At 56.5% G+C, this 3,910-nt stretch carries 5 protein-coding genes; all 5 read right to left on the bottom strand.

From position 1 onward, the window contains the following. Nucleotides 1-127 (bottom strand): twin-arginine translocation signal domain-containing protein (locus IQ273_RS31455; protein WP_194027021.1); only part of this gene is annotated, 127 nt, incomplete at its 3' end. 482 nt (nucleotides 128-609) lie between these two features. Further along, entirely contained in the window at nucleotides 610-867 is a 258-nt protein-coding gene (locus IQ273_RS31450; RefSeq protein ID WP_194027020.1) for a Calvin cycle protein CP12, read from the bottom strand. A 362-nt stretch (nucleotides 868-1,229) separates the two neighbouring features. Then, nucleotides 1,230-1,460 carry a hypothetical protein gene (locus IQ273_RS31445; protein ID WP_194027019.1) on the bottom strand — a complete coding sequence of 77 codons (231 nt, stop codon included), beginning with the start codon at nucleotides 1,458-1,460 and terminating at the stop codon, nucleotides 1,230-1,232. Nucleotides 1,461-1,504: 44 nt separating this feature from the next. After that, nucleotides 1,505-3,250 carry a diflavin flavoprotein gene (locus tag IQ273_RS31440; RefSeq protein ID WP_194027018.1) on the bottom strand — a complete coding sequence of 582 codons (1,746 nt, stop codon included), beginning with the start codon at nucleotides 3,248-3,250 and terminating at the stop codon, nucleotides 1,505-1,507. A gap of 76 nt (nucleotides 3,251-3,326) precedes the next feature. Then, complete coding sequence (locus IQ273_RS31435; protein WP_194027017.1) at nucleotides 3,327-3,851, bottom strand: phosphate-starvation-inducible PsiE family protein; 525 nt, start codon at nucleotides 3,849-3,851, stop codon at nucleotides 3,327-3,329. Nucleotides 3,852-3,910: the final 59 nt, after the last annotated feature.

Raw genomic sequence — 3,910 nt, 5'->3', positions numbered from 1 at the left:
TCGTTGCGGTTGGGGCGGTGGCTGAAGGGGGGTTGCCAGCACAGCTTTTTAGGAATACTGCGCCTGCTGCCGATACCCCGGCAGTAGCCAGAAACTTACGACGGGTGACTCTCGAAAAATCTGACATAAGACCTCCTTGCAACGCCCCTGGGTCAAGAGCGCTGTAAATAAAGTGGGTGGATGGTGGAAGAATCTGGGGTTGGCCCCGGCTGGATGCACAGGATTTAGTTTTGTAAATCCTGTGTCATCTCTTCATGGTATTAAGTCTATATTCTTTTTTCGCGCTGTAGATCACCGAAAACAGCAAAACTCCACTGCAATTTTCGATGCAAAAAATAAGCCAGCCTTATCTAATAGAGTCTTTGCAATAGATTTGATTAATCTTGCTTGAGAAATACAGCGGCACTCCACCAACTAAAGCCCGATCGCCAATTTCGTGTGGTGAACCGTGCGGTGCTGCCTCTAGGGCGCAGCTAACCGGGGCAGCCTAGGGCTCTACCGCGACCCAGCTTGGGCCAATATTTAGGCACAGCTCAAGCGGGAACCGGAGTTCCCGCTTGAGCTGTGTGAGACGGTGTGAGGGACAACGCAGATAATCGAAGACCGCTGCTAGTCTTCGTAAATTCGGCACTCCGGAGCATCGGGATGGGCCTCGCAGTAGCGGGCAAAGGCCGATTGCTGAACACGCCGGCAACTATTGGCGTTCGAGAGTTCTTCGACGGTTTCCCAGGCGATCGCAACGTCAACATGGTCAGTGCCGTACAGAGCGGTCAGGCGGCGAGCGTGCTCAAGGGAAACTTGCAACCGAGATTCCAGGGTGGGCTGGATAGCAGTGTTTTGGGCAGATAGGGTAGTGGTCAAACTCATGGTGGATGGTCTCCTGTGCTGTAGTTGAGCTGTCTTCAGCTTAGTGATAATTCAAGCAAATGACTAGAGGTTTTTCATATAAACTCTTGTTATCATTCATCAGGTTTTCTTACCTGTTTTTTCTCCGAAAAGCACTGATAAAGAGGCCTACGCAGTGCTAATACTAAATCCGAATCACACAACCCCGATTCGAAACCGATACCTCGTAGGGGCATTGCAGTGCAATGCCCCTACAAAGCGGGGGTATATAGATAGGATTTGGTATAAGACCGGCTTCCCATGGCTTTTCTGTGACACTGGTGGATGGTCATTGCGTAGTAGGGGAATCCACCTGAACCGACGCCAACCCAGAGTCTGGATCGCTAGTCGATTTGCAGCGGTGCCACAATTTCTGGTTCGGGGGGCTGCGGTGTTGCCACAGCGGGCGCGTGGGGCAGGTTGTAGCCGATAATAGCCAGCATCAGGCCGAGGGCCAGACCAGCGGCAAAGGCCCAACCGTGGGACGGTTCGAGGGTGCAGAGCAGGCGGCGATCGCAGTTGTAGACATGGACTGCCCAGCCTTCTTGGGTGGTGCGTTGAAGTTGTTTGTGCATAGCGGTTGATGGGTGGGGATGGGGATAGGGAATCTGGCGCTGAGCTAGTACTGATGCCCCGATTTGCGGTGGTTGATAGCGGGCATGCCGCTGGGGGCGAGCAGTTCACCCTGCTGCACCGTGGCGTAGATCAGCAGGTGGTCACCCGCGGAGGACTGCTCTTTTACAGTGCATTCCACATAGGCCAAGACTTCGGTGAGAATGACGCAGCCGTTGCTGGACAGATCAAAGGACAGATGGTCAAAGGCGGTGGTCGAACAATACTGGGCGGAGAAATGCCGCCGTACAGATCGCCCTTCCTTGAGGATATTCAGCACAAAACTAGTGCCGGGGCGGAGTTGACTGGTTTCGGCGGCATCCCTGGGTAGGGCCAGCATCAGACCGGGGGGGCTAAAGCTGGCCTGGGCGACCCAGGCGGTCAGCAGCCCGGCGTGAAGGCCATCGACCTGGGTGGTAACCACGCAGAGCGACCCAATCACCCGCCCCAGGGCCTGGGCGGTGCGATCGCTGTGGGCTTCGGCGATCGCAGGTCGTGCCCCCTGCTTCTGGCGCTTGCGCAGGCGCTGGGCGAATTGAGTTGCTGCCACAGCACAATCCTCCAAAGCCGCCGCATCGGGGCTAAAGCGCACCCGCAGGGGCTCAAAGCCAAAGGCATAGTTGGCATCTTTGAGCTTTTGCTCTAGCTCATCGATCGCTTCGCCGCTCCAGCCATAGGAGCCAAACACCCCCACCAGCTTGGTTTTCGGCACATTGGCCAAAATCAGGCCCAGGGCGGTTTGAATTTGTACGGGGGCATGGCCACCCAGGGTAGGAGAACCAATGATGAAACCATCGCACTGGCTGAGAATATCCACCAGGGTATTGGGGTCGGCCTGTTCGCAGTTGATCGCCTCCACGGCGATCTGGGCAGCGGTCAGGGACTGGGCGATCGCATTCGCCAGCTGGGCGGTGTTGCCATAGGCCGAGGCATAGAGCAGTGCCACCCGCAGCGTCTGCTGGGCCTGCTGCTGACACCACTGGTGGTAGTCCTGCCGCAGCCGACTGAGGCTGTAGCGCACCAGAGGGCCGTGGCCAGGGGCCAGGGTTTTGAGCGGTAGAGCATCGATTAGATCCAGGGCGGTTTCTACCTGTTTGGCCTGGGGGCTGTGCAGGCAGTCAAAATAGTAGCGGCGATCGTCCTCTAGCTGCCGCCACTGCTCATCCCACAGGGCATCATCGCAGTGGTGCATGCCAAACAGCTTGTCGCTAAAGAGCGTCTGGCTGGCCATATCGTAGGTGCACAGCCCATCGGGCCAGCGCGGCGTGGGTACGCCCATAAACTCCAAAACATGGCCCTGACCCAAATCCAGCGTTTCCCCAGAGCGCACCGGGTAAAGGCAATCGGCGCGATCGCCCAGGGCCAGCTTGAGGGTGTTAGCCGCCGCCCGCGAACAGACAATCTGAGCCTGGGGGGCCAAATCCAGCAGCCGGGTCAGAGTCGCCATCCGGTTGGCGTTGACGTGGTTAGTGATGATGTAATTGATCTGCCCTAGATCGACCTGGTGCTGTAGTTCGCTCAAAAAGAGGTCGGTAAACGACTCGCCGGGGGGGTCGATTAGAACAATCTTATCGGCCTGAATCAGGTAGGCATTAGCCGTGGTGCCTTGCTGGCGGCTGTATTCCACCTCAAACTTGAGCCGGTCCCAGGTGCGCGATCGCAGTACCTGAGTCTGAGGGCCAATGGTCGCGACCTGCACATCGCGAGGCCGCACCGGAGTTGAGCGAGAAGCTAGGGGGGTGGTTAGAGTCATGGGAAAAGCGCGAGTAGGGTGAGCTAGAGCAATTTGGATTTTGGATTGGGGATTTTGGCTTGACGAGTGAACCTGATCAATCAATGGAAGACTTGACCGCACCCATTTCGGCCAGGTCTTGGGCAAAGCGAATGCGGTGGCGACGCGAAATCTCCTGTTCTGGGTCAACGCCATCGAAGGTGGGTGGAATCCAGGCCCGTACCACCAGTAACCCACCCAGCACCACCAAGAACAGACAGCAAGCCAGCACCTGAATCCACGGCGTTTCGAGCACGCCGCGCACAATAATTTCTCGCAGCACCGACACAATAGACACTTCGACCGCTACCCCAATCGATACTCGATGCTCTTGCAGGTAAATAATCAGCAGCCGAAACAGCTCAACCAAAATCAGCAGAAACAGAATGTCAGAGGTTACTTCTGGAAAATTGAGCGGCGGCAGTAGGGAAAGAAACATCTCGCGCAGCTGCATCACCATAAAGCTGAACAGCCCAATGCACAGCGAAATCACAATTACGTCTTGAACCATTTCAAGCAGGCGTACTACGGTGCTGCCATTGAACCAGGTAGCCCAGCGGGAGGAGGAGGGGAGGTTTTGCATAGGGGTATTAGGGGCGGATGGGTAGGAGGGTGGATGAGTGGGAGGGTTGATGGGTAGGA

Source organism: Nodosilinea sp. LEGE 07298 (assembly GCF_015207265.1).
Taxonomy (GTDB): Bacteria; Cyanobacteriota; Cyanobacteriia; order Phormidesmidales; family Phormidesmidaceae; genus Nodosilinea.
The sequence above is the reverse complement of the archived record's forward strand: the minus strand, read 5'-3'. Positions and strand labels throughout refer to the sequence as shown.

Excerpts from the sequence above, each read along its gene's own strand:
- IQ273_RS31440 (WP_194027018.1), bottom strand. The coding sequence starts at position 3,250 with ATGACTCTAACCACCCCCCTAGCTTCTCGCTCAACTCCGGTGCGGCCT.
- IQ273_RS31450 (WP_194027020.1), bottom strand. The coding sequence starts at position 867 with ATGAGTTTGACCACTACCCTATCTGCCCAAAACACTGCTATCCAGCCC.
- IQ273_RS31435 (WP_194027017.1), bottom strand. The coding sequence starts at position 3,851 with ATGCAAAACCTCCCCTCCTCCTCCCGCTGGGCTACCTGGTTCAATGGC.
- IQ273_RS31445 (WP_194027019.1), bottom strand. The coding sequence starts at position 1,460 with ATGCACAAACAACTTCAACGCACCACCCAAGAAGGCTGGGCAGTCCAT.